29 protein-coding genes and 1 pseudogene are annotated in these 25,719 nt (G+C 40.5%); 5 read left to right on the top strand and 25 right to left on the bottom strand.

Annotation, left to right across the window (positions count from 1 at the left end; genetic code table 11):
* Positions 1–271 (top strand): annotated as a pseudogene (locus PR834_RS12725) (hypothetical protein); the annotation flags it as partial.
* A gap of 403 nt (positions 272–674) precedes the next feature.
* A complete protein-coding gene (locus tag PR834_RS12730; protein ID WP_094961548.1) occupies positions 675–992 on the top strand; it encodes an MGMT family protein in 318 nt (105 codons plus the stop codon).
* 228 nt (positions 993–1,220) lie between these two features.
* Here PR834_RS12730 and PR834_RS12735 read toward each other — a convergent pair whose 3' ends face one another.
* Positions 1,221–2,792, bottom strand: a complete 1,572-nt coding sequence (locus PR834_RS12735; RefSeq protein ID WP_110591172.1) for an AbgT family transporter — start codon at positions 2,790–2,792, stop codon at positions 1,221–1,223.
* A 456-nt stretch (positions 2,793–3,248) separates the two neighbouring features.
* On the opposite strand from PR834_RS12735, the gene PR834_RS12740 reads away from it, so the two are divergent.
* Positions 3,249–3,629: a DUF1992 domain-containing protein gene (locus PR834_RS12740; RefSeq protein ID WP_004259005.1), complete on the top strand. Its 381-nt coding sequence runs from the start codon at positions 3,249–3,251 to the stop codon at positions 3,627–3,629.
* Between the two features lie 200 nt (positions 3,630–3,829).
* Positions 3,830–4,237, top strand: a complete 408-nt coding sequence (locus PR834_RS12745) for a DUF2628 domain-containing protein (RefSeq protein WP_036958052.1) — start codon at positions 3,830–3,832, stop codon at positions 4,235–4,237.
* A 72-nt stretch (positions 4,238–4,309) separates the two neighbouring features.
* Here PR834_RS12745 and PR834_RS12750 read toward each other — a convergent pair whose 3' ends face one another.
* The 20 genes from PR834_RS12750 to PR834_RS12845 form a co-directional block, all read right to left on the bottom strand.
* Entirely contained in the window at positions 4,310–5,011 is a 702-nt protein-coding gene (locus PR834_RS12750) for a helix-turn-helix domain-containing protein (protein ID WP_036958053.1), read from the bottom strand.
* 80 nt (positions 5,012–5,091) lie between these two features.
* A complete protein-coding gene (locus PR834_RS12755; RefSeq protein ID WP_047757257.1) occupies positions 5,092–5,397 on the bottom strand; it encodes a type II toxin-antitoxin system RelE/ParE family toxin in 306 nt (101 codons plus the stop codon).
* A complete protein-coding gene (locus tag PR834_RS12760; RefSeq protein ID WP_094961552.1) occupies positions 5,390–5,632 on the bottom strand; it encodes a type II toxin-antitoxin system ParD family antitoxin in 243 nt (80 codons plus the stop codon). Before PR834_RS12760 ends, PR834_RS12755 begins: the two co-directional genes overlap by 8 nt.
* 74 nt (positions 5,633–5,706) lie before the next feature.
* Complete coding sequence (locus PR834_RS12765; protein WP_110591171.1) at positions 5,707–6,042, bottom strand: tRNA-binding protein; 336 nt, start codon at positions 6,040–6,042, stop codon at positions 5,707–5,709.
* Between the two features lie 196 nt (positions 6,043–6,238).
* Positions 6,239–6,565 (bottom strand): DMT family transporter, encoded by a 327-nt coding sequence (locus PR834_RS12770; protein WP_004259019.1) that lies wholly within the window; start codon positions 6,563–6,565, stop codon positions 6,239–6,241.
* A gap of 21 nt (positions 6,566–6,586) precedes the next feature.
* The gene (locus tag PR834_RS12775; RefSeq protein ID WP_004259023.1) at positions 6,587–7,015 is read right to left on the bottom strand and encodes a DMT family transporter; all 429 of its coding nucleotides are present in this window, start codon (positions 7,013–7,015) and stop codon (positions 6,587–6,589) included.
* A gap of 55 nt (positions 7,016–7,070) precedes the next feature.
* The gene (locus PR834_RS12780; protein ID WP_226617001.1) at positions 7,071–7,736 is read right to left on the bottom strand and encodes a hypothetical protein; all 666 of its coding nucleotides are present in this window, start codon (positions 7,734–7,736) and stop codon (positions 7,071–7,073) included.
* Positions 7,737–7,777: 41 nt separating this feature from the next.
* On the bottom strand, positions 7,778–8,422 hold the full coding sequence (locus PR834_RS12785; RefSeq protein WP_004259030.1) for a phosphate propanoyltransferase: 645 nt from the start codon (positions 8,420–8,422) through the stop codon (positions 7,778–7,780).
* Positions 8,419–8,856, bottom strand: a complete 438-nt coding sequence (locus tag PR834_RS12790) for a BMC domain-containing protein (protein WP_047757251.1) — start codon at positions 8,854–8,856, stop codon at positions 8,419–8,421. Before PR834_RS12790 ends, PR834_RS12785 begins: the two co-directional genes overlap by 4 nt.
* A 13-nt stretch (positions 8,857–8,869) precedes the next feature.
* The gene (gene cutD / locus PR834_RS12795) at positions 8,870–9,820 is read right to left on the bottom strand and encodes a choline TMA-lyase-activating enzyme (RefSeq protein ID WP_004259033.1); all 951 of its coding nucleotides are present in this window, start codon (positions 9,818–9,820) and stop codon (positions 8,870–8,872) included.
* A gap of 87 nt (positions 9,821–9,907) precedes the next feature.
* Positions 9,908–13,339 (bottom strand): choline trimethylamine-lyase, encoded by a 3,432-nt coding sequence (gene cutC / locus PR834_RS12800; RefSeq protein WP_004259038.1) that lies wholly within the window; start codon positions 13,337–13,339, stop codon positions 9,908–9,910.
* A gap of 58 nt (positions 13,340–13,397) precedes the next feature.
* The gene (locus tag PR834_RS12805; RefSeq protein WP_004259053.1) at positions 13,398–14,528 is read right to left on the bottom strand and encodes a 1-propanol dehydrogenase PduQ; all 1,131 of its coding nucleotides are present in this window, start codon (positions 14,526–14,528) and stop codon (positions 13,398–13,400) included.
* Positions 14,529–14,535: 7 nt separating this feature from the next.
* Positions 14,536–14,793 carry a EutN/CcmL family microcompartment protein gene (locus tag PR834_RS12810; protein WP_004259057.1) on the bottom strand — a complete coding sequence of 86 codons (258 nt, stop codon included), beginning with the start codon at positions 14,791–14,793 and terminating at the stop codon, positions 14,536–14,538.
* A gap of 26 nt (positions 14,794–14,819) precedes the next feature.
* Positions 14,820–16,451 carry an acetaldehyde dehydrogenase (acetylating) gene (locus tag PR834_RS12815; RefSeq protein WP_272536697.1) on the bottom strand — a complete coding sequence of 544 codons (1,632 nt, stop codon included), beginning with the start codon at positions 16,449–16,451 and terminating at the stop codon, positions 14,820–14,822.
* Positions 16,452–16,521: 70 nt separating this feature from the next.
* On the bottom strand, positions 16,522–16,800 hold the full coding sequence (locus PR834_RS12820; protein ID WP_004259063.1) for a BMC domain-containing protein: 279 nt from the start codon (positions 16,798–16,800) through the stop codon (positions 16,522–16,524).
* Between the two features lie 15 nt (positions 16,801–16,815).
* A complete protein-coding gene (locus PR834_RS12825) occupies positions 16,816–17,100 on the bottom strand; it encodes a BMC domain-containing protein (RefSeq protein WP_004259066.1) in 285 nt (94 codons plus the stop codon).
* Positions 17,101–17,120: 20 nt separating this feature from the next.
* Positions 17,121–17,399, bottom strand: coding sequence for a BMC domain-containing protein (locus PR834_RS12830; RefSeq protein WP_004249182.1), 279 nt, complete (start codon positions 17,397–17,399; stop codon positions 17,121–17,123).
* A gap of 640 nt (positions 17,400–18,039) precedes the next feature.
* Entirely contained in the window at positions 18,040–18,558 is a 519-nt protein-coding gene (locus tag PR834_RS12835) for a FidL-like protein (RefSeq protein WP_004259073.1), read from the bottom strand.
* Positions 18,555–19,397 (bottom strand): transcriptional regulator, encoded by an 843-nt coding sequence (locus PR834_RS12840; protein ID WP_262961032.1) that lies wholly within the window; start codon positions 19,395–19,397, stop codon positions 18,555–18,557. Before PR834_RS12840 ends, PR834_RS12835 begins: the two co-directional genes overlap by 4 nt.
* Before the next feature lie 79 nt (positions 19,398–19,476).
* Positions 19,477–20,049: a TetR/AcrR family transcriptional regulator gene (locus PR834_RS12845; protein WP_036958231.1), complete on the bottom strand. Its 573-nt coding sequence runs from the start codon at positions 20,047–20,049 to the stop codon at positions 19,477–19,479.
* A gap of 303 nt (positions 20,050–20,352) precedes the next feature.
* Here PR834_RS12845 and PR834_RS12850 point away from each other — a divergent pair, with 303 nt between their 5' ends.
* On the top strand, positions 20,353–20,910 hold the full coding sequence (locus tag PR834_RS12850) for an NADPH-dependent FMN reductase (RefSeq protein WP_094961559.1): 558 nt from the start codon (positions 20,353–20,355) through the stop codon (positions 20,908–20,910).
* Positions 20,911–21,150: 240 nt separating this feature from the next.
* Here the strand turns inward: PR834_RS12850 and potD are convergent, their stop codons facing one another.
* The 4 genes from potD to potA form a co-directional block, all read right to left on the bottom strand.
* Complete coding sequence (gene potD / locus PR834_RS12855) at positions 21,151–22,200, bottom strand: spermidine/putrescine ABC transporter substrate-binding protein PotD (RefSeq protein WP_094961560.1); 1,050 nt, start codon at positions 22,198–22,200, stop codon at positions 21,151–21,153.
* Between the two features lie 159 nt (positions 22,201–22,359).
* Entirely contained in the window at positions 22,360–23,148 is a 789-nt protein-coding gene (gene potC, locus PR834_RS12860; protein WP_004259098.1) for a spermidine/putrescine ABC transporter permease PotC, read from the bottom strand.
* Positions 23,145–24,008 carry a spermidine/putrescine ABC transporter permease PotB gene (gene potB / locus PR834_RS12865; protein WP_004259100.1) on the bottom strand — a complete coding sequence of 288 codons (864 nt, stop codon included), beginning with the start codon at positions 24,006–24,008 and terminating at the stop codon, positions 23,145–23,147. Before potB ends, potC begins: the two co-directional genes overlap by 4 nt.
* Positions 23,995–25,104, bottom strand: a complete 1,110-nt coding sequence (gene potA, locus PR834_RS12870) for a spermidine/putrescine ABC transporter ATP-binding protein PotA (protein ID WP_004259102.1) — start codon at positions 25,102–25,104, stop codon at positions 23,995–23,997. Before potA ends, potB begins: the two co-directional genes overlap by 14 nt.
* Positions 25,105–25,719: the final 615 nt, after the last annotated feature.

Genomic DNA, 25,719 nt, shown 5'->3' on the forward strand with positions numbered 1-25,719 from the left:
TGCGGCATTAGAAGTCAGTGTTGCGTTCCAAAGCAACAGTGGCGTGATAAATAAAAAGTACATCGTCTTTAACAATGGCCTACAAGCTGCAATTACAGACAGAACCAATAACCAACAGGTTGCGTTTGATCAGTATTATTATAAAGGGAGTATCAGTAAACAACAGCCCGGCTATTTCCCTTACAGTATCGAGTTATCCAAGAAAGATGCTGAAGCCATTAAATCAGGGCAGTTCAGTAACACTGTGAATGTTTTATTTACCTACCGTTAGTAAGTTTCAGGTTTGTATTAAGTCAATATCACCTTTGTGCGGTGGTATTGGCTTAGCCTAAAATGGAGGAGAGATAATGAGATTTTTGCCTTAATCTCTACAATGTCACTTACTATTAGTAAAAATAGTAGAAATATAAAGAAGGCGTGTGATATTAAGAAAGAGATAATTCAAATCAAAGATCCTCTACGCCCATGAAAAATATAATTACTTAATTCAACACCATTTACAGCTTAAAACTCAAGTCATAAAACAGATACTTCCCCCTCTCATCCCATTGTGGTGATTTCCGCCAAAGAAAACTATCACATTGACAAACTTGCTATACAATTTAATCATGCACTGCCCACCAACGCCTACATATTTAGGTTGATAAACACCCATCGTAATTGAGGCTATAACCATGAACAACGCGCCATCTTTCCGAGACATCATTTATAGTCTTATAGGGAGTATCCCAAGAGGTAGAGTTGTCACTTACGGAACGTTGGCAAAAATGGCAGGTTACCCAGCTCATGTACGCCAAGTTTGCCAAGTTATTAGAACCATCCCTGCGGGAAGTTCTTTGCCTTGCCACCGTATTATTAATAGTCAGGGTAAGTTATCAGTCAAAGGCGAGTGCTATCTACGTCACAAACAAGCCCTTATAGATGAAGGTATTATTTTTGACTTGAACGATAAAATAAAACTAAAGGACTATTTCTGGGAGGGATTTGATTAGCTCTTTCATTCTATTAAGTATAAAAATAATTTTTACCGTAATATTGTAATTGTTGGTACTTAGTAAAATAAACTGTCTCACTCACAGCAGTTTATTTTTATAATTACTATCTAATCTAGTTCCTATGTTTAAAATAACAAAATCATAACTTACATCCTCATTGGTTGCCCTTCATCCAATGAATTAAAAGTAGGGCAACCAATGGTTTTTCAATTAAATATCAAAACGCTAACTTCCCGGTGTGAAATAAATCGGGGAACCAGGCCCTACAGGAATCCCTAATACAAATACCCATACGATAAAGAATAATGACCAACCAATGAAGAAAATGATGGAATAAGGCAACATCATTGAGACAAGTGTACCAATCCCTGCATCTTTCTTATATTTCACAACAATCGCCATAATTAAGCCAAAGTAGCTCATCATCGGTGTGATAATATTCGTGACCGAATCACCAATTCGGTATGCCGCTTGAATAGTTTCTGGCGCATAGCCCGCTAACATTAGCATAGGAACAAAAATAGGTGCCGTTACCGCCCATTGGGCTGATGCTGAGCCAATCATTAAATTAATAAATGCACAGATAAGAATAAAGCCAATAAACAGCACACCACCGTGAAGGTCGATACTATTTAAGAAGTTGGCACCTTTAACTGCGATAACTTGCCCGATGTTTGTCCAACCAAAGAAAGCAACAAATTGTGCCGCGAAGAAAATAATGACAAGGTATAAACCGAGCGTACTCATTGCTCCAGCCATTGCATCAACAATGTCTTTATCCGAGCGCATAGTTTTAGCAATATAACCATACACGATGCCTGGAACGGCAAAGAAGACAAAAATAAAGACCACAATACCTTTTAAGAACGGCGAGTTGCTGACTAATCCCGTTTCCTGATTCCGTAATATTCCGTTCTCTGGTACCACCATCAACGCCAAAATTGCCGCTAATCCCCAGAAGGTAACTGATGCCCAGAATAACGCTTTTTTCTCGAGTGGAGTAACGTTTGCAGAAGCATAAAGGCTATTTTCATCTTCATCAACGGCACCACCTGTATATGGACCCAACTGGGGTTCCACAATTTTTTCGGTGATCAAATAACCTAAAATAGTGATTAAAAACGTACTGGCAAACATAAAGTACCAGTTTGCTTCTGCACCCACGATATAAGTTGGATCAATGATTTGCGCAGCTTGCTGAGTGATACCCGAAAGTAACGGGTCAACCGTACCTAATAGTAAGTTTGCTGAATAACCACCTGAAACACCAGCAAATGCGGCGGCAAGACCCGCTAAAGGATGACGACCTAATGAGTGGAAAATAATGGCAGCCAGTGGAATAAGTACCACATAGCCCAATTCTGCGGCAGTGTTTGACATGATCCCCGCAAACACGATAGCCATTGTGGTTAATTTTCGTGGAGCTTTGGTGACAATTAAGCGCATAGCCGCGGAAAGTAAGCCGGCCCGCTCTGCAATTCCAACCCCTAATAATGCCACTAATACCGTCCCTAATGGTGCGAAACCTGTAAAGTTGGTGACGACATTCGCAATAATTTTTCGGATCCCTTCGGCATCCAATAAACTTACAATATGAATAATACCATCTTCTGCCCGCCCTTTTGCGCCTTCTGGGCGCGGATCTGGCACGCTTACACCAAAGTACTGACCAATTGCTGAGGAAACTAATAAAATTGCAATTAAAATAATAAATAAAATGACGGGATGTGGTAGTGCATTACCTAGCCACTCAACCGTTCGCAAAAAACGGCTTCCCTCTTGCTTCTTTTGTTCCATATTTTCTCCTTATAAACAAGAAAAACGGACATTACACAATGTTTTTGTTTTTTACCATTTACAAATAGATCATTTCAAATCAACAAAATTCACACAATTTAGACATAAAATTCAACATAATTAGGGATAATTCATTTTTATTAGTCATTAATATTATTAATTTAAATAAAGGCACCAATTAAAACCAAAGTAAATCAGATAAATTAATTTCTATAAGTGTGGTCAATATAACAATTTTCATATTATCTATGACGTTTATTCGTCATTTATCACTAATTAAATATTATTTTTTAGCAGTTTTATTTCATATTAATAGTAAAAACCTTATTTATAAACACTCGATAAAACCTTACTTATAATTCGGAATAACAACCCCAACAAAGAATAATCTACCAACTTTCTTTATATTGATATGGAAGGCTATAATAGTAAAAAATCAATTCATGGAGTCACATCATGTCAGTCATTGATCTTTGGGCAGAACGCCATATTCAAGAAGCTCTGAGTAAAGGGGAGCTTTCAAATTTAAATGGGGAGGGAAAAATGTTACAGCTTGAAGATGATAGTTTAGTTCCACCTGAACTTAGGGCTGGGTATCGAATATTAAAGAACTCGGGCTATTTACCCACTGAATTACAACAAAGGAAAGATGCACTAACGCTAAGCCATATGCTACAAGGTCTCTCTGTGGACGACCCCAATTATACGTCGGTGAGTAAGCAATTAGCTTTACTCGAACTAAAACTCAAACAAGCCAATGTAAATACTGATTTTTTACATGGCAACTATGCAAATTCAATTTCTGAACAAATAGCCAACAAGTCAAATACCAAATAATGTAGGTAAGTCTTACAATAAATTAATCCATTATCCGTTTACTATTTATCTTAATCATTCTTCCTTTATTTTTCTTTGCTTGATTCGTTATTAAAAATGCCCCTTAATAGTCATATTAAGACTATTTACCTCTTTTTTATATGGTTATCCAAGTATTATCAATCCCTATTTTATACTTATTAATAAGCAAGAGATGGAAAATGGAACAGAAACAATATTCTAATAAATGGCAAGAACGTTTCGACTTTTTTGATAAGCATGGTGCTCCTGATACGCCTGAATTCAAAGCAGCGTTGAAAGCCGCCTCTTTCGGTAAACGTATTCTCATTAATATGAACATTTTTGCCTTCTTCTTCGGTATTATTTACTTCTTGATTTTAGGGCTGTGGAAGAAAGGGTTGGTGATGCTTGGTATCACTCTTGGGGTTGGTCTAGTTTTAAATATTATTGATTTTATGATTGGTGGAACGATCCCTAATGCCGTCTTTACAGGGGTATCTGTCGGTATGTCAGCGCTGTGGGCCATGGTTGCCAATTATGCTTACTATATTAAAGAAACCAAAGGATTGGACAACTGGAACCCATTTGAAGGGATCCGCATGGTCTAAGCTGTAAAAAGATAAAAATTGGCTGCGGGCGAGGTGGCTAATTTTTATCTGGCAACAAAGCTCCCAAATAACCTACCGTAAGTGACTTCCCTGCAAACGATATTCATTCGGTGTTTTGCTATAAAATTGGCGAAATGCATGACTAAATGCCGAATGTGAGTCATAGCCCACCGCTAATGCAATTTGTTCTATTGATTTATTGGATAATAATAAGCGCCCTGCCGCTTCCATGCGTTTTTGTAATAGAAACTGCATCGCCGTTAACTGTGTTTCAGCCTTTATTTTTCGTTGAAGCGTACTCACTGACATACAAAAAGCCGTTGCCATATCTTCACAACTAATAGGATGGTGTAGACGCAGTTCCACCCATTGAGAAAGCTCATCAATCCATTTATTTTCAGGTTTTAACTGTGCCAACAATAGACGAGCAACCGTAAAATTATGTTCCGGAGCTTGTGGGAAGTTTTGCAACCAATTCAAAAGACCAATTGCGGCAGGTGTCAGAGTAAATTGCGTCATTTTTTCATTTAATGCCCATTGTGCTGTAGCAGGCATTTCTAATACGTAATTTTGATTTCCTAGCTGCCCGCTAAAAGCATGGCTCACACTAGGCGGGATCACGACCCCCTTTCCTGCATTTAACAGAAAATGTTGCCGGTACATATTAATTTCCATCTGCCCAGATAACGACAAAACGACTTGCCACTGCCCATCATGTTGATGAGAAATGACGTCGTTCGAATATTGGCGAAAATGAAGCTCAGGTAATCGCAAAGGGTTGCACTCCCACGGTCAATGAATAGCAAGAGTATAGGACTATAGGTGGTAATATTGCTATAGAGGAAGTGACTGGCCTATCTATCAAATTCATCAAAATAAAAATGTTTCAGCGGTTCCATTTGCTGGTGAAGAACTCGTATAACAAAGATATCTTTGGTTCTCTGCCGATAAAAAATGACATGCTTAGAATGATTATAACGCCTAATCCCCTCTGAAATTTCCGCACACTTCAGTCCTATCAAAGGATTGGAGCTCAACATTTCTAACGCACAATGTAAACTTTTAGTATACTCATCCGCTTTACTGACACCAAAATTCACCAAAGTATATTCAAATATTCCTTCAAAATCTTTAGCGGCTAAGTTAGAAAGTTTATACATTATGTGCGGTCTTCATTTTTTTGGCTATATCATGGAGTGTGAATGATGATTCACCGCTTTTTTCACCTTCTTCAATTAGCATCTTCAATGCAGCCGTTTGTTTTTCTTGAATTTCAAGTAAACGCAGTGCGGAGCGAACAACTTCACTTGTTGAACCATACCTTCCAGATGAAATCAGTTGATTTACAAATTCATCTAATTGCGTTCCGATTGTCACACTTGTGGTACGAGCCATAAGATCACCTTTGTGTTAATTATTAACACAATTATTTTAGTGGGTTATCACCATAAAATCAATCAATGTAGGCATTAGGCTAAAAGCGCCCCATTCGGCAAAGGTAAGTTAAATTCAGCAAGAACAATCGCCCCCTTTTCATCAGGTGCCCCCGTGATCAACACTTCCGATTTAATGCCTGCTATACGCTTGACTTCAAAGTTACACACACATAGTACCTGCTTACCAATCAAATCATCTGGCGTATAATTGACAGTGATCTGTGCGCTAGAGCGCTTAATACCCAATTCGCCTAAATCAACTTCCATAACATAAGCTGGCTTTTTGGCTTTACTGTTGACTTGTGCACTAACAATAGTCCCAACACGCATTTCAACACGGGTAAAATCATCCCATTCAATAATTTGCATAAATCCATTCCTAAATTAAATTACTTATGTGTAATAAATTAACATACAACAGACTTTGCGGTTTATCGCCAGAACGTCATTTTATGTAGCCAAACCACCACAGGGCTCAGATGATAAGCAAAAAATAACCCTCATAAAAATGAGGGCTAAAGATAAATAACAGAAAGTATGTTGAAGTACGGCGTTTTCTTTTTTACTACATCGTTGAAAATGTATTCATAATGATCCCACCAGTGATAATGAGGCCCATCGCAAATACTGCTGGGAAATCGGGTTTTTGTTTATATAAAATCATAGAAACGAGTGTCACACCGACAATACCAAACCCACACCATAATGAATAAGCCACACCGACTGGGATATAACCCATTGCACGGGTTAGTGCGAAATAACACAAGCAATAAGCAACAATGACTAATACAGATGGACCCAATTTGCTAAAGCTATTGGTCTTTTTTATCATTGAAGTACCCGTTATTTCAGAGCCAATAGAAAGCGCTAACCATAAAAATCCAGTAAACATAATATTCCCCTTAACTTTGAATTAATGAGCTGTGTTATTTTTTGTTGATAATAATGAAGACTCAGTTTCATCTTTAGATGGTTCAGTTTCTTCCGGATCATCGGAGCCCATTTTGGAGAATAGATTCATGATCACAATGCCACTCGCGATCACGGCCATACCGATCATCGCCGCAGTGTCTGGGTGTTGCCCATAAAATAGCATGCCGAGGGTAGAAACCATTAAGATCCCTGTACCTGACCATGTTGCATAAGCCAAACCAACAGGAATATATTTTACTGCCCGAGAAAGTGAATAGTAACAAATAACATATAGCACAACGATTAATGCCAATAATAATGATTTAGTCATACCTTCACTATTATCAAACATTTTTAAGGTCGATGTTGCTGAGGTTTCAGAAACAATAACCGCCAGCATCCAAAGCCATGACTTTGCTTTAGGGGACATAGATAATACTCCTACAATAAATAGAAAGATTAATTTTTAATTTGATTAAATAACTTTATTTTTTAAGAGACTTTAAATAATCGATTGCTGAATCTGTTAATTTATTTTCATTCGCGCAATACCCCCTAGGGTTATTCATTACTTCCTTTAAAGTAATATAGCGATTTGGATGTTCATCATTTATTTCAGGTTTTAAATTTTCAGTAATATCACGAATTAAAAATTTATTTTCTATTTCATTAAATGAATCAAAATAAACACCTAACTTGATTGCTTTAGTGATATTTTCTTTAATCAACTGATTATAATTTTCATTTTTATTTAAACCTAAAACCTGACTTAATTCACTTTCAGGGCAACAATGGTATTTCAGTGCCAATATCGGCATGTTTTGTGATAATGCATGAAAGACTAACTCACTTTCCTCACTCATAAACAAACCATTGGCTATCTCACCAACGACTTTTGCATCAATAAACGGTAAAAACAGGCTGTCATAATGATTTAAACTATTTATTGATAAGGTGCTTTTATTTATAACACTTCCCAATTCAGCCCATTTTTCAACATCAAAAGACTGGTGCATTGATGCGGTGGCATAAAAGGAAAAAGAAACAGAATCTAACTGTGCCAGTCTTTGGTAAATAGCTTGCTGATACCCCTCAACAGGCGATAGCACAACCAGAACTTGTCGCTTTAACTGACGTAAAACTTGCTGCACAATTCGCTCGATCAGTTTTTCGTTCATTCTGCCACCACTCCTTAGCCCGCGATAAATACGCTATCGTTATTGCGTAAGCCCGCGGCATTTGCTTCATCGGTATCAATATGAAACTCAAGAGAAAAGCGTTCATCCACTCTCACGACAACTTCATCAAACACTAAGCTGCGTTCACCTTCAGTACGGATATTCACCTTTTGCCCATTCACCACATTTAATGCTCTTGAGTCCATCACACTCATATGAATATGACGCTGAGCACAAATAACCTGCGACTCAAGATTGACATGCCCCGCTGGGCCAATCAGTAAAGCATTGCCTGAACCTGCCATGTCACCTGACTCTCTTACCGGCGCTTTTATACCAAGCGCAAAGCAGTCGGCCTTAGACACTTCTAATTGCGTTTTTGGGCGAACAGGCCCTAGTACTCTGACTTTGCTAATAGACCCTTTTGGTCCCACCACCATGACGCATTCTTTCGCCGCAAATTGCCCGGGCTGTTTTAAATCTTTAAATGGCGTCAGCTGATATCCTTGGCCAAACAAGGCTTCAACGTCCTGTTGTGAAAGATGAACATGGCGGTTAGATATTCCGACAGGGATAGCAATGTTGGAAACGCTGCCTTGTGCTGGTGTATAGGCTGAAAGCCGCTCCAATATTTTCCCCATTAATTGCTCATTCATCATGATTTTTTCCCTTTACGCGGGTCATTCTTGATGTCTTTCACATTGATGTCGGTTTTAACTTCAACCACAGGCGCTTCTGTTTTAGCCTCAACAACCGCTTTTTCCACTAACTTTTCTGCTTTTACTTCTGGCTGAAGACTTTTCTCTAACTCACCTTTTTTACTTTTCACTGTTAGCAATTTACTGATTACGCTTTCTTCAGGCCGCGCAATCACTAATGAGCCGACGAGTAGCTGACTATTGGCGATCACTTCAATACCATGGTCAACTGCGGTGCGAACAGCACTGATTTCGCCTTGGAAACAAACGGATACCAGTCCAGAGCCGATTTTTCGATAACCTACAATTTCTACACTGGCGGCTTTACACGCCGCATCAGCAGCCTGTATTGCGGATGTCAGTCCCCGAGTTTCAATTACGCCTAAACTTTTCATCTGTCTCTCCTACTTAGTGACGAACCAGTCGAATATCGAAATCAAATTGTTTGAAGAATGCTTCAAGTTGGTCTAATTCTTCTGCACTATAGGTTGGGTCTTGCTTAACAGGATAAATCATATCCAGTTTGTCGTACTTACCGCGGCCCAACTGGTGATAAGGCAGAATATCGATGCGTTTTACATTGCCGCGTTTGGATAATTCCATCGCATAGTTAATCGCCCCTGTAATGGCATCAAACGAGTCGTTATAGCCACGAACTAATGGCATTCTGACAACCACGTTCGCGCCGAGATCAATCAATCTTTCGAGGTTGCGGCGAACATTTTCATTGCCAATACCGAATAGATTTTTATGCTGCGCAGTATCAATATGTTTAATGTCATAGAGGAATAGGTCGACAACTTCAGCTAACTTTTCATAGTTTTCTAACGATGTTGTACCTTGGGTTTCTATTGCGGTGTTGATCATCATTTTTTTACACTCACGCAGTAGAGCGACTGCAAAATCGGTTTGTAGGCTCATTTCGCCTCCACCGATTGTCACACCACCACCGGAAGAAATATAAAAATCATAATCTTGCATGATGATATCCATCATTTCGGCCACAGTGACATCTTTACCCATGATGTCTAATGCACCGCCAATGCATACTTCTTCACATTTACGGCAACCGATACAATCAATGCTGCGATTCACGCGGTGAATTTGCTCACCTTGCTCATTAATAGTTTTGTAGTGGATCCCTGTCGGGCAGACATCAACGCATTTCCCACAATTGACGCATTTATCGTGGGAAAACATCACTTGAAACTGGCTACTTAACCCTTCTGGGTTAGCGCACCATGGGCAACGAATATTGCACCCTTTTAAGAAAATCAGTGTTCGGATACCGTCGCCATCATAAATCGAGTATTTTTGGATATTAAATATCCGACCTTTAATCTCTGCCGCGCTCATCATTGCACCTCTAACACTATGTTTATAAATCAGAATTTATTATTGTTGTTATAAAATGGCAGGTATAAATTCATACCTGCCTACATGGGTTTAGAACTTCTCAATTACAGTACGGCTAATAATTTCATCTTGAACTTCTTTACAGAGTTCAACGAAGTAGGCGCTGTACCCCGCGACACGAACGATTAAATCACGGTATTTTTCAGGCTCTTGCTGGGCTTTTTTCAGCATTTCGTTATCGACATAGCTGAACTGCATTTGGCCGTTTCCTAAGATAGAAGCGGTTCTTAGCAAGGTGATTAAGCCGTGGCGGCCTTCTGGTGTGTCCAATAAGCCTTTTAAGAACTTAAAGTTATGCACCATGCCAATGTTCATCGTTTCAACATTCATTTTGCTGATTGATTTAATGATGGCAGTTGGGCCTTGTTTATCCGCACCTTGTGTTGGGCTGATACCATCGGATAACGGCATCCACGCCAAGCGACCGTTGGCACTTGCTGCGGTTAACTCACCAATCGGCGTGTTGTTGGAGATGGATAAAGTTCCGTGACTCAGTGTTGAATACAACATGTCGTACTTACGACACTCACGCTCTGTCCACTCCGTAATATCGAGTGCGTATTGGTCAACATAGTCATCATCGTTACCAAATTTAGGCGCATTTAAGCAGTCACGGCGTAATTCGTCATAGCCTTCAAAGTTAGCTAATAATCCATCACGAATTTGCTCAAGGGTGTAGCGGCCATCTTCATAAACCAATTTGCGAATCGCGACAATGGAGTCAACATAGGTTGCAAGACCAGAGAAAATCAGCCCTGGGCCGTGGTTGATCATCGCCCCACCCGCTGCAACGTCTTTCCCTTTTTCCATACAGCCTTCCACTAGCAAAGACATTAAGGGTTTTGGTGCCACATCACGGTGAACTCGCTGGCTGATAACGGTACCGATAGCGGATAAGCGAATAATATGAGCAATCTGCGCTTTCACTGCATTATCAAAGTCTTCGAATGTTTTCAGGTCACGTAAATCACCGGTATCTAAGCCTTGGTAGCTATCGAATAGCACCATGCGACCACGGTTTAATACAAACTCAATCGCGATTGGCCATTGGGTGTAACCAGTTGATGTCCATTGATAAATACGGCCTGATTTCTGTGGCTCAACACAGCCCATCAAGCAGTAATCACGCGCATCTTCAAAGTCAAAGCCTTTACGCAACATCATTTTGATGTGGGAATCGTCGAAGTGACAGGCAGGGAAGCCCATTCCGGCTTTCACGACATCAACGATTTTTTCCATGTATTTCTGTGGTGATTGGTTATGAATACGACAAGCCAGTGATGGCTGATACACTTTGACGAAGCGAACCGCGTCCATAATTAAGTAAGTCAAATCGTTACAAGCATCACCACCAGAACGTTTTTGTCCACCCACCGTTAAGTTGATAAATGGCTGATAACCGGCAAAATATTTCGCACCCAGCTCACTCGACATCCACATTAACTCAGCACACTTGATGATAAACGCCTGCATCATTTCTAATGCTTGGTCTTGAGTTAAACGGCCTGTTTTGATGTCATTTTCATACATTGGGAAGCAATATTGGTCGAGACGTCCTAAAGAAAGACCTGTTTGGTTTTCTTCGATTTCAAACAGTGACTCAACAGTCCAAATGCTTTGTAATGCTTCTTGCAACGTCGCCGGTGGGTTCGCTGGCACGTTTTCATTGACTTGTGCGATAGTCAGCAATTCTTCGCGACGTTTTTGGTCTGACTCCAGCACGGCTAATTCACGAGCATGCGCAGCAATACGGTGTGAATACGCCACTACCCCTTCACAGGTTTCAATTGACGCTTTATAGAAATAAATACGGTCAATATCTTCTGGGTTTTCCATGCTTAACTCAGCCAGTTTCGCCTGAGCATCTGCTTTAATGCCATTCATTCCCTTGGTGAATAACAACACGTCATAACCCGGACAAGTATCTCCACCACCGTTGATTTGGTGATAAGACAAATCACTGACAAACGTTTCACCGCTGAATTCCCATACCCCCGCTTCGCGGTATTGAGCCTCACAAATTTCATCCAATGAGCGCCCTTCCCAGAATGGCGCGATTTCCTCGCGGATCACTTTTTTGTCTTCTTCTGAGATAACAAATGGATCTTGTGGGCGCGTACTCATGGTATCGAGTTCTTCGACCACCCAGCGCCATGCGATATCTGGAGAGAAAGCACCCGCACGGGCTTTACCACATGGATGGCCTACAATCAGTTCTTCCGGCTGAATTAAGATTGGCGCAGTTTCACAAGCGCGGCGGAATGCTTTCGCACGCAATAGAATTGGCGGTAAACCAGGGTTATTTTTGACAACTTCAGTGAAGGCGAGTGCACGATAGATAGACACACTTGGGCGTGCTTCTAAGTAGCGGTTACGCAAGCGTTGTAAGCGAGGCGTTAACCCTTCCATCACTTTGAATTCAGTTTCCGCTTGTGCCGTTGGAGCAACATAGCTGGCATTTGGCGCGGCGTATTGCGGCTGAATGCTGTTTTTTCCGCAATATAAACGAACTTTTAAGCCGTTATTGATGACACTGATGTTTTCATGAGCAGATAACATCATAGCTGATAATTCGTTAATGCATACACGAGGGTCATTCAGATAAATACCGTCTTTTAATGCATCGAACATTGGGTAGCCATCGACTTGCTTGGTTGAGCGAACTTCAGAGAGCTCAGCCAGTTTCAACCATAAACTTTCTACAATCTCATAAGCTTGTGCTTGGGTTAAGCGGCCTTGTTCAATATCGCGTTGGTAGAATGGGTAAACTGCTTTATCGAACCCCATTGGGTTAACTGCATAACTGCCATTTTCTAAATGCAGGATAAGTTGCAGTAAATAGAACGCTTGGCAAGCTTCTTTGAATGTTTGTGCTGGTTTTGCTGGCACATTACGTAAAATTGCTGCGCTTTCTTGTAACTCTGCGCGACGATATTGATTAGACTCTGCTGCTGCCATGCTCTCTGCTTTAGAAGCTAAAGCTTGCGCAAAATGGATAGCGGCATCACATGCGTAAATTGCCGAGCGGCAGTTATTCGCCTCATCAATACTATTACGGCTAACTGCACTGCCGATATTTCTAACTTTATTTTCTAATTGCGCTTTGATAGCTAAAAAACCGATGTTTAATACCGCTAAGTAATCGGGTGCATCAATGGCGCTATCGCCAGCTAAAAACGTATAAATGCTGTGGCTGTTGATTTCATTTTCAGTATGGAAAATCGCCCCACGAGGCGTTGATGATTGGCTACCAATAATCAACTCATCTTGGGCAATAAATGCAGGAAAATGACGGATAAATTCATAAAAACGTTGTGCAGGTTTAATCGCCTGCGGTGCGCCAGACAGTTGGTTGCCAAGCGCTTCTAAAATATTGGCACGTTCAGTAATAATTGAGCTATTGCGGGCACTTAAGCGTTCAGCCAGCATTTTTACGCGTGGGGTCAAAGCATATTTATTCATGTTAGCCTATCCTGATGTTCTTTCTAGTTTGTTGTTCATCACATAAAAGCGTTAACTGTTAAAAAGACTGTCTATACAGCACTTCCAGTTGCACCTTGCTCACATCCCGTGGATTGGTCGGAGTGCAACTATCGCGCAGTGCTTGCCCAACCATTTCCCCTAAACGGGCGTTAAAATCGAATTCATTAATACCGGTTGCTTGAATGCCTTTTGGCATATTCATTTCATCTTTCAATACGTTGATTGCCATAATTAAGCTCTCAACGCCTTCACGTATTGTTGAAGCAGGTAAATTCAAGTTTCTTGCAAGACTCGCGTAACGTTTCGCGGCTTCACTATCGCAGCGGCCTTCAAAATCCGCATTGAAAGCCACGACTTGAGCCATCAATAAGGCATTGGCACGACCATGTGGAATATGAAATACGCCGCCTAATGCATGGGCTAAGCTGTGAGTTATCCCAAGTGATGCGTTAGTAAAGGCCATACCGGCAATACATGAAGCGTTGTGCATTTTTTCGCGTGCCACTAAGTTGCTACCGTCGCGATAACAATCAATTAAGTGACCAAAAACCAATTGCACTGCTTTTTCTGCTAAGGCATCCGAAAAATCAGATGCGGTGCGAGAAACATACGCTTCCAGTGCATGACACAGCACGTCCATACCTGTATCTGCAGTAATCGAAGCTGGTACGGATTTCACCAGTACAGGGTCTAAAATGGCGACATCTGGCAGCATGAATTCGTCAACTAAAACCAACTTTTCAGACTGTGACTTGATGACTGAAAATGAAGTCACCTCTGAACCCGTCCCACTGGTGGTTGGGATCGCGATAAACTGCGGTTTGACTCGATTGACGTTTTTTCTGGTGTGCCAGAGGGAGTAAATAACAGCTTTCGCAGCATCAATCACCGACCCACCACCGAGTGCAATCACCACATCTGGATATTGCATATCCATGATTTTCATGCCGTTAACAATGGCTGAAATGTCTGGGTCCGGCACAACATCGTCGTAAATCGAAAATGTGATGCCACTTTGGGTTAGCCTGCGAGTGACTTCATCAGCTAAGCCAAACTTCACCATCGCTTTGTCAGTGACGATAAAGGCATGGTGAGCACTCATTTGTGAGATAAAATCCAATGCGTTAGCACCGAATTGGACTTTAGGTTTAATCAAAAACTGGTTCATGCTGTTTTTACTCCTTGGTATAAACCTTCTCAACAATGGCAACCACTGACATGGCTTTGTAATTGTCTTTATTCAAAGCGAAATAAGCTTCAGCTAACACAATGTCGTTAATACCTGCGCCAACACTGTCGACTGCCACATACGTTTTGTTTTTCAACGGTTCAAGGTCATCCCCTAGCTTGGTAACCATTAATAAGTTACTGCCGCTAAGTTCTTGGCATTTCTGCGTTGCAACAACATGTCCGACCACCTTTGCGAGGATCATGGTTTATACCGCCTTATTCCAATGAGTTACTTATTTAGGCGTCCGAGAACAGCCTTGATGATTTGCTCAACATTTTCTTCAGTGATGTCACCTTGAGAAACCACCGCCTCAGCAGTCGCAGCCGTTGTTACAGTGCTGCCAAATCGGTTATCGCCAGTTGGGTTAGCCGCGGCTGGTGATGCTGCCGTAACAGGGTTACGGAAACGGTTGTCATCAAAAATACTCACTTGCGGTTGATTTACCGAAGTTGATGCTGTTGGCTGTGCAGGTGCACAAGGCTGAGCTGGCTGTCTTAAATCATCAATGGAACGTACGCCATAACCCACTTTACGGATATTGAGTAAGTTCATCGGGCCGACGTTATCTGAACTAGAACCGCCACCAACTGCCCCACAACCGAGCGTTAAAGCCGGTGTGATATTGGTCGTTGCACCAATTCCGCCCAGTGCCGCTGGTGTATTGATCAAAATACGATTGACGGGTTTTTCCAGAGAGAATTGACGAATAACATCTTCGTTCTGCGTATGGATCACCAAGGTATGACCGAGGCCTTCGTTGGTCAGTAAGTCAACCACACGATGGCAAGCTGACTGCCAATCTTCCTCGATATACATCCCTAAAATTGGGCATAATTTTTCGCGGGAGTATGGGTTTTTCGGTGATACGGTGTCTTGTAAAGCAATCAACACACGTGTGTTAGCCGGAACAGTGAAGCCTGCACGTTGACTCAGTGTGATAGCATCTTTACCAACGACTTCAGGGTTGATAGTACCGTTCGCTCTAAGCAACATGGATGCCATGCGTTTCGCTTCGTCTTCATTCATGAAGTAAGCGCCTTGAGCGAGCAGTTCACGATGAACTTCGTTGTAAATGCAGCGTTCTACAATGATCGATTGTTCTGAAGCGCAAATGACACCGTTATCAAAAGTTTTACTGGTGATGATGTCACTCACCGCTTGCTTGATATTGGCACTACGTTCAATAAATGCAGGGCCATTACCTGGACCACCGCTGATGGTTGGTGTACCGGATGCGTAAGCAGCGCGTACCATGCCTTCACCTCCCGTTGCCAAAATTAAAGAAACGTCTTTGCTGTGCATCAGCTCTTTCGTTGCTTCAAGAGTTAGCATCGTGACGCCATCGACAATTCCTACTGGCGCCCCCGCTTCTAATGCGGCTTTTTTGACAATTTCTAATGTGCGGAAACTGCAAGCTTTGGCATTTGGATGAGGGGAAAAGACAATGGCATTACCCGCCTTCAAGGCAATCAACGTTTTGTAGATGATGGTAGATGTTGGATTAGTAGAAGGAACTAACGCCGTGATCACACCAAGAGGAACCCCCACATCCATGACTTTGTTGACTTTGTCATCACTAATGATGCCAACGGTTTTGAGATCTTTAATGTGTTCATAAACACGCATTGAAGCAAAAGTGTTTTTCAGGACTTTATCTTGCCACTTACCGAACCCAGTCTCTTCATTGGCCATTTTTGCCAGCTCTTCTGCATGAAGTGCGGACTCAATTGCAATGTGTTTAACGATATTATCGATTTTTTCCTGCGAAAATGTCGCAAACTCTTTCTGCGCTTGTTTCGCGTTTCTAACTAGCTCTCTTGCCAGTTGTCTGGATTGCAGATCTTTGTCTAATGCAACCATGTCTTCCCCCGTATCGGAGCCAAAATTAATTCATTAACTTGTCGTGTGATTGGCTTTATCAGCCAATTACTTAGGCTTTGTGTTGCTGTGCAATTTTGCCAATATCGTTGTGTGGTCTCGCAATCACGCGTGAAGTCACCACGGTTCCGATACGTTTTGCAGCCTCAACACCTGACTCAACCGCTGCGTTAACGGCACCGACATCGCCTTTAACCATCGCTGTTACCAGACCTGAGCCAACATTTTCATAACCGATTAACTCAACATTTGCGGCTTTACACATGGCATCAGCAGCTTCAATACAAGCCACTAAACCTTTGGTTTCAATTAGACCAAGTGCTTCTTTCATAAGTAATTTCCTGTTTTATTCCGTGACTTTATACTGGGCGACGATTTTCTGAATATCACTATGAGGACGAGCGATAACCAGTGATGTCACGACGGTGCCAATACGAGAGGCGGATTCAACACCTGAATCCACGGCAGCTTTCACCGCACCTACATCGCCTTTGACCATGGCGGTAACTAAACCTGACCCAACATTTTCATAACCAATCAGCACAACATTTGCGGCTTTACACATCGAATCTGCAGCTTCAATACAAGCCACTAACCCTTGAGTTTCAATAAGACCTAATGCGTCACCCATGTTTTTTCCTCCGGAAAAAGTTATGCCTTATGCTTAATAACGATTTTATTGATATCGTTGTGTGGACGAGCAATGACTAGTGAAGTCACAACTTCACCAACACGCTGTGCTGATTCAACACCTGAATCGACGGCTGCCTTGACTGCTCCGACATCGCCTTTAACCATTGCAGTAACGAGGCCTGAACCGACATTTTCGTAACCAATTAGCTCTACATTCGCCGCTTTGCACATCGCATCAGCCGCTTCGATACAAGCCACCAGACCTTTTGTTTCAATAAGACCTAATGCATCACCCATTGTTGTTTCCTCCGAGAAGCCTTCTTTATTTTTTCTTTACCTTCGATATTCCAAGCTAATGTGTCCGAGTACATGTCCCTTGAAATATCTGGGTAATCATTTACGCCAATGGTGTCTGCGCGGTGATCTATTGAATGAACGCAGCCTTTGGCTTCAAACTCACTATAGAACCGAAAAATAAAAACAAAATATAAATCCACAAAACGAAAATATTTAGTCTTTTAACCTGAAAATTAGAGTAATTAATTAAGCTATTTACATATTCATACTGAAAAAATTAAAAATTCACGCATCTGTGTTGCAGATAAAAATGGGCTAAATAAAGATTTAGCGTTAGCTAGGTAGATTGTTAATAAAATATTATTGAGCTGATAAAGGGGGGTAATTTGTGAAATGATAACTGTGGGTCTGCTCACTAGGTTATAAGCTTTGCCTACATCAGATATCCGCGAGTTAGGTTCTAACCAAGAGATAGTCTACCTGTCATGATGTCAATTTATAGCTAAATTGAGGATATTGCAGTTTGTGAATACTACAGCAGGGAATACGACAAAATAGGAAATAAAGGGAAGTGGGATTGTCAGTTAACGATGAAGTGAACGGCTTCACCGCTAAGCTTATTTATTTAATGAGAACTGAATTAATCAAATTTGCTGCCAGGCTTTAACGTGCAGATATAAAGTGGAGAGTTAATTGAACTGAGTAATAAAGCTTTGTCATTGAGCTTTTGGGCATTAAGAAATAGCCCGTCATGGCTATCTGACATTTCTCGCATAAAGTAATCAAATATCACATCTGGTGATTCATCAATAGAAGAAGCACTCGCTTCCCATTGACTGATATTATAATGGCGCTCTGTGGGAGAAACTCGTTTTGTTGTATAACTAAATTTCACATAGCGCTGTAAGTACAACCAGCCCGCTTTAGAATCGGTATATCCTTCAACAACGATGGCTCCTTTGCCATTGGCACCAAAATTGAAATGAATATTGCCATTAACGTTTTCATCCTGCATATTTTCAAAACGCATAATGCCTTTTGTCGAGCACATTAATAAACCATCTTGTTTATTGGAAAGTAAGACCGATTGAGTGTAAATCACAACAATAATAAATAGCAAAAAGCTCAGTAAGCATAATACTTTTCCTGATATCTTCATGATGGTTTCCAAGAATAGTAAAAGTAATTATCGCAATAGCTAAATGGGTTATCTTCATTTACTGCACAATGCGCAAGAAATACTCGACCCAATCCATTAGTCTGCAATTTATCTCCATAGAAAAAAACAAACCGTTCTTTCTCGGCACAGGCTAAATTTAAGTTATTTCTAACCTTATCAAAATTTTGTACATAGTTTAGTGCGACAGAGTTATTGATCATTTTTTCATTCGATAGCACATCACAATTAGTGTGCTCAAGTACTGTCATCTTAATCGGTACTGACGGCTGGTTTGATAAATAAGCCATGACCGCGAGTAAAACGGAACACAGTAAAAAGACACCGCTAGCGAGATACCAACAGATTTCTTTTTTTTCTAGCGTCAATGTTGATTCTATTTTTTTGAGGTCTACAGGCTCAGAGATAGGTTTGGGAATTGGAGATAAAACAACCTTAGCCTCTTCTATTTCACTTAAGCTAGGGATTAACTCAGAGGGAGGAATTTTAATATCATCAATTAATTCAAGTGAAACATCTGAATTAAACTCTAATCGCCCCCTCGCCACCGTCACAATAATATTTTCAATACCATATGGACGAAATGCTTTTCTTAATATACTTAGATATTGGTTTAAATTACTGTTCGATGAAACTAATCCATTATCATCCCATACCGCTTTTAACACCTCATCTCGGGAAACAACACCTCTGTGTTGAATAAAATAAAACAACAACGCATTAGCCGTTATCGACAGTTGTGCATCCACCTCATCTTCTTTTAAAGATAAAGTGCCATCAACTGCATCATATAGAATGAAAGCATTGATTTTATATTTCACTGTCGCCTCATGTGCTTATTTTATGAATAAAATTGCACTATCATTACCACTATTATTTTTACTTACGTGCTATTTTTACTTATGGAATTTGTTCAAATGATATTGTCGTTAGCCGACTAACAATCGCATCACGTTCTTGCTGTGATAACGTTTCTCCCTCAGTCAATGACGAAAGCCACAACCCATCAGCCGCATAACGCACTAACGCGCCTAAATAACTGTTATCGAACTCATCCCCCTTTTCCAAATGGTTGGTTACCCAATCTCGCCAGCACTGACGTAACACTGGCTCAGTTGGCATAGCCAAAGACAATAACGCGAGCTGAAAACTTTCATCAGATTCTTTTAACTCACCAATATAGTGCAAATAAGCACGAGAAAAACGCCCATAGGGATTTGGGTCATTATCCATAATGGTATGTATTCTCTCATCCATAATCCCCAGCAATTGCACAAACAGTGCATGAATAAGCTCTTGCTTCGTTGGGAAGTGGTGCATTAACCCGCCTTTGCTAACACCCGCTTCCCTTGCCACTGCATTAAGTGAGAGTGAAGAGATCCCTTCTCTGCCAGCAATAATACGAGCAGCTTTCAGTAACTCCACTTGAAGCTTAATAGGATCTTTTTTTCTATGCTGAGCAGATTTATTCATGCGATGAATGATACCGACCAGTCGGTATGTTTCATTTTGACTAAAATCAAGTAACCCTGATTTGTTCATGGGTAAATCTAAATAGTGGAAGAGGACTCACAATATCGAATTATGATAAGTTGTAACCCCATAATTAATTTAAAAATATCAAATATTTTTGATATTTAGTTATCTATTTTAATTTCACTTAGTTTTGCACATCCTCAGATTATGATGTTTAATAGTGAGAGTGGAACAATTCTCTATTCAATAAATAACGGTTTGCAGTATTCCTAATTAACTCCCCGTGAAAGAGGTTTTATCATGTCAAATCAATACAATATTGGTGTCATTGTGGGTAGTTTGCGCGCTGATTCATATAATTTAGTTGTCGCTAAAGCCATGACTAAATTATTCCCCACAAATTTCACGTTTAAATTTATCAATATTGGTGAACTCCCTCTCTATAACCAAGATGCAGACCAAAATGTGTCTCCTGTTGTGGCTAATTTCAAATCTCAAATTAAAGCCTGTGATGGCATTATTTTCGCCACCCCAGAATATAACCGTTCAATGCCTGGCGTATTGAAAAATGCGATTGACCAAGGCTCTCGCCCATGGGGAGATAATTCATGGGATGGCATCCCTGCTGGAGTACTAGGGGTATCTATTGGCAATATTAGTACGGCTATTGCACAACAACATTTGCGTAATAGCTTGGCATTTTTGAATATGCCGACAATGAACCAACCAGAGTGCTATTTGAAGTGGTATGAAGGAATGGTTGATGAACAAGGTAATATTTCACCCAAAAGTAAAGATTTCCTACAACCGTGGGCAGATACCTTTGTGAAGTTTGTTGGTCATAATGCCAAACGTTAGCCATTAAAAAAGGCATCACAATCGTGATGCCTGAGGTTGTTGACAAAGCGGGATAAAAGCGTGGTTTTTCCCACTTTGTGTTATCAGCCGAAAATCAATAAATTGATTTTCCTAATTTATTTTCAAAACCTATTCGACTTGCCGCCAAACATAATATGTTTGTCAGCAGTCTGAGGCATCACAATCGTGATGCCTTTTTATTATCTTCAAACCCTATTTAGCTTGCGACTAAAACAATAATTAACGTCCTGCTTTTAGCTTTTGGAAATACTCTTCATAAATAATATTAGTATTCCCCACATCACTTTGCCATTCGCCTTTTTGCAGAACTTCTTCACTTGGGTAAAGTGATGGGTCATTAGCAATTTCAGCAGGTAATAATTTTTTAGCTTCTAAATTTGGTGTTGGGTAACCAATAGATTCAGCCACTTGAGCTGCAATTTCTGGACGCAATAAGAAATTAATTAACTTATGGGCCCCTTCCACATTTTTGGCGTTAGCAGGAATAGCTAAGCTATCCATCCAGAAAATCCCACCTTCTTTTGGCCACACCACTTCAATCGGTAAGCCAGCTTGCCGCGCGACGAATGCAGAGCCATTCCACAACATTCCCACATCAACCTCACCTTCAATAAATGGTGTTGCTGGGTTGTCAGAGTTAAAGGCTAAAATATTTGGGCGTAATTTTTGCAGCTCTTTATACGCCTCTTCAATTTGTTTCGGATCAGTCGTATTACCTGAATAACCTAATTTAGTGAGCGCAACTTGGAAAACTTCCCGTGCATCATCCATCATCAGCAAGCTATTTTTATACTCAGGTTTCCAAAAATCCGCCCACGAGGTGACAGACTGTGGGTCAACAGCTTCACCATTAATACCTATCCCTGTCGCCCCCCAAATATAAGGCACTGAATAATCATTATTCGGGTCAAATTCTTTATGGATTAAGTTTGGGTCAAGGTTTTTAAAATTGGTTAATTTGCTTTGATCAATCTTTTGTAGCATTCCTTCTTTACTCATTTTGGCAATAAAATAAGTAGAAGGCACCACCAAGTCATAAGCCCCTTCTTTATAGGTCTTTAACTTGGTATACATGCTTTCGTTTGATTCATAGGTGGAGTAAATCACCTTGATGCCCGTTTCTTTGGTAAATTGCTCTAATAAACCGGGGGGAACATATTCTGTCCAGTTATAGAAATACAGTACGTCTTTGTTATCGTCAGCGGCAGTTGCCGTGCCAATACTTGCAGCCATTAACCCTGCTGCCAGTAGATAGGACCATTTTTTCATTACTGAGTTTCCCTCAACAAAGTGTTTTTATCCCTTAATGCATCAAGTAACCACTTGAATTATTTAGGGTATATATCTTATAGGCTAAATAAAGCCCACCCTCTAGCCGTATGGCATCAAAAAGGCGCTGTTATAGAAAAAACCAACACCATCACTCATTTATGATTTCGCTTTTTTCGAGTATTTATCCCGCATCACCCATTGGCTTAAACAAACGAGCAGTAAAGACATAATCAACAATACTGTCGCCAATGCGTTTACTTCTGGGGAGACCCCGACTTTTACCATTGAATATATTTTCAATGGTAAAATCTCATAACTTGGCCCCGTAACAAATGACGAAACCACCACATCGTCCATCGACAATGTAAAACTCAGTAGCCACCCTGCCACAACCGCAGGGAGCGCTAATGGCAAAATGATTTTCCTTAAGATGGTAAACTCACCCGCACCGAGGTCACGTGCAGCTTCTAGCATCTTCACATCAAAGTCCTTTAACCTTGCATACACCGTCACCACTACAAAGGGTAGACAGAATGTAATATGGGAAAAAAGCAATGACCAAAAACCTAGCGAGACCCCAAGGATCATAAATAGAACCAATAACGAAATCGCCATGACGATATCAGGGGACATCATGACCACAAATAACATGCCACCAACAAAAGGTTTTCCTCTAAAGCGATAGCGAAATAATGCAACAGCGGTTAATGTGCCAATGGCTGTCGCGAAAGTCGCTGACAAAACCGCCATGGTTAATGAATGCCCCGCAGCTTCTAATAAGCTATCGTTATTAGCTAGTAATTCATACCATTTGGTTGAAAAACCTTGCCACTGAATACCAAAACGCGACTCATTAAAGGAATTAACAATCAAAATGATGATTGGAATATAAAGATAAGCGTAGATGATGGCCATAAAACCACCACGCAGAGTACGTCCGATCATTCTTCATATGCCTTTTTATTCAGAAGCTTAGCTGCTCGGTAATACACATACAGCAATAACCCCATCATCACCGTGAGGAAAATGCTGGTTGCTGCCCCGAATGGCCAATCACGAATATTTAAGAACTGGCTCTTAATTACGTTACCGATCAGTAGATTTTTCGCACCACCCATTAAATCCGCGACATAGAACAGCCCCATTGCCGGTAATAAAACCAGCAAACAGCCTGCTATAATACCTGGCATCGTTAAAGGAATGATGATTTTCACAAACCGTTGAAATTTATTCGCACCGAGATCTCTTGCAGCTTCTATATATGACTTATCCAGCTTTTCAATACTTGAATACAGCGGCATCACCATAAACGGCAACAATATATAAATGAGACCTAGTATGACGGCTTCAGGTGTATACATAATTTTCAACGGTTTATCGATAACACCAACCCACAGTAAAAAGTCATTTAAGTACCCTTTGGTACTGAGAAAAACTTTTAACCCATAGATACGAATCAATGAATTGGTCCAAAATGGCACAATTAACAGAAACAGCATCAAAGGTTGCACCCGTTTAGGTAGCTTTGCCAATATAAAGGCAAATGGATAGCCAATAACTAAACAGAAAAAGGTTGCGATCACCGCCATATTGAGCGAGTGCAGCATGACCTCTGCATACATCGGGTCAGACAAGCGAACGTAGTTATCCCACGTAAAAACTAAGTCAACTAAGTTGGTGTCGCTACGCGTCAAAAAGCTAGTGCCAATAATCATGATATTAGGCAAGAAGACGAATAGCAGCAGCCAGGCGACCACCCCAGTGATAATAACGTTCTGCAAAATTTTATGTTTACGAATGATCATCCAGAACTACCTCCCAACTTTCAACCCAAGTCACAGCAACTTTTTGGTTAAGGGAGTGGTCGACATCGGGGTCATCTTCATTAAAGAATTCGCTAACCATGACAATTTTGCCATCTTCCATTTCAACCACTGAGTCTAACGTCATGCCTTTATAGTTACGCTCACGAACGTAGCCAATCAGCCCCGGATGGTTATCTGCATCATTCACTTCTTCAACGCGCAAGTCTTCAGGACGTAATAACACACTGACGTGTTGCCCTTCTTTGACAGAGAGCTCAGTGAAAATATCACATTCATGCCCTTCAACATTGGCTCGAATACGTTTATCATCAATGCGATACAATACTTTCGCATCAAAAATATTAATTTCACCAATAAATTGAGCTACAAACAGATTTTTCGGTTCCTCATAGATTTCGCGAGGAGTACCGTCTTGCTCAATTTTCCCTTCACGCATCACAATGATACGGTCAGACATGGCCAAGGCTTCTTCTTGGTCGTGGGTCACAAAAATAAACGTGATCCCCAGTTTTCGTTGAAGCGCTTTTAGCTCATTTTGCATTTGTTTGCGCAGTTTATAATCAAGCGCAGACAATGATTCATCCAGTAGTAGGACTTTCGGGCGATTCACTACCGCACGGGCTATCGCCACGCGTTGTTGTTGACCACCAGACAGTTGGTTGGGTCTACGCTCAGCAAAATCTTCTAGCTGCACCATACGCAAGGCTTGGTCGACACGTTTTTGGATTTCAGCCGCAGGCGTTTTTTGCATGCGCAGGCCAAATGCCACGTTATCGAAGACTGTCATATGAGGAAATAAAGCGTAGCTTTGAAAGACGGTATTTACAAAACGGTTTTCCGCTGGAATATCCGTAATATCTTGACCATCAAGAATAATTTGACCGCCATCGGCATCTTCTAGCCCTGCAATAAGACGTAAAACAGTCGTTTTACCGCAACCAGAAGGCCCCAGAATGGTCAAAAACTCACCGTTCTGAATGGTTAAGTCAAGCTCAGAAATAATTTGTTTGCCATCAAAACCTTTACTTAAAGATTTTAATTCAATGAGTGGTGTCAGAGAGGTTGTCTCAGTCATTTATTATACACTCTATCCCTAGGAATAATGCAGATAGAACCGCCACCGTTAAAGACTGTATAAGCTTGTCGGAGGTTTACTCTGTCAACTTAAGTAACATAAGTAAATAATTTCCCCAGCAAAGCCCAAAACCAGTAGCGCCATTTAAACTTCATAAGGCATGCATGATAAACACTGTTTTTGCAAATTGAAAGCCATTTTCACAACTTCGTTTGCCTTTCATTATGAATTCTCAATAAATAAAACAGATTTTTGAGAAAAATAAGCGACATAGCGATATATAGAATCAGTCTGTCCATATCTATAGATTTACATGATACATTCGAAGATAAAACTTAAGTCAAATTCAATGAAATTCATAGAGTTAAAACAATTCACAATAAAAATAATAATAATTATGGAATTAATAGTTTTTATTATTTTTAATTTTTTAATTCATATATTTAATGATATAAATTTTAAAACTTCATGCGAGATAAAAATACAATAAGCCTTTACCATAACTAACTCGTCGAGTTTTGATGGTAGTTATATCCAGTAGATATATATCGTGATTATATATAGAACAAAGGCAATAACTGGTAACATCTATAACAAATAATTAAAGTCGTAGTT

Source organism: Providencia sp. PROV182, from assembly GCF_028480325.1.
GTDB classification, from domain to species: domain Bacteria; phylum Pseudomonadota; class Gammaproteobacteria; order Enterobacterales; family Enterobacteriaceae; genus Providencia; species Providencia hangzhouensis.